General features: G+C 62.3%; 1 protein-coding gene. It reads right to left on the reverse strand.

What is annotated here, in order from left to right:
- Positions 1 to 268, reverse strand: a 268-nt coding sequence (locus AAEY83_RS15495) for a lactonase family protein (RefSeq protein ID WP_351060339.1), incomplete at both ends; no start/stop codon positions are given.

Consider the following 268-nt stretch of genomic DNA (forward strand, 5'->3'; position numbering starts at 1 on the left):
GGAGAACACATAGCGCCCGTCCGGCGACGACACCGTCGAGTGCACGTGATTCGATGCCTGACGCTCAGGATTGACCCGGCTGGCCGGGTGGCCGCTCATCTGCACCACCGGTTTCAGCTGGCCGTCGGCATCGACCGGCAATACCGCCAGGGTGCCGTCCGGATCTTCCATCACCGAGTAGTTGCTGACGAACAGGTGTTTGGCATCAGCGCTGAGGCTGGAATGGGTAGGCTCGTTGCCCAGGCTCTGCACTTGATTGATCAGGCTC

This window comes from Psychrobacter sp. TB20-MNA-CIBAN-0197 (assembly GCF_040309765.1).
GTDB classification, from domain to species: Bacteria; Pseudomonadota; Gammaproteobacteria; order Pseudomonadales; family Moraxellaceae; genus Psychrobacter; species Psychrobacter submarinus.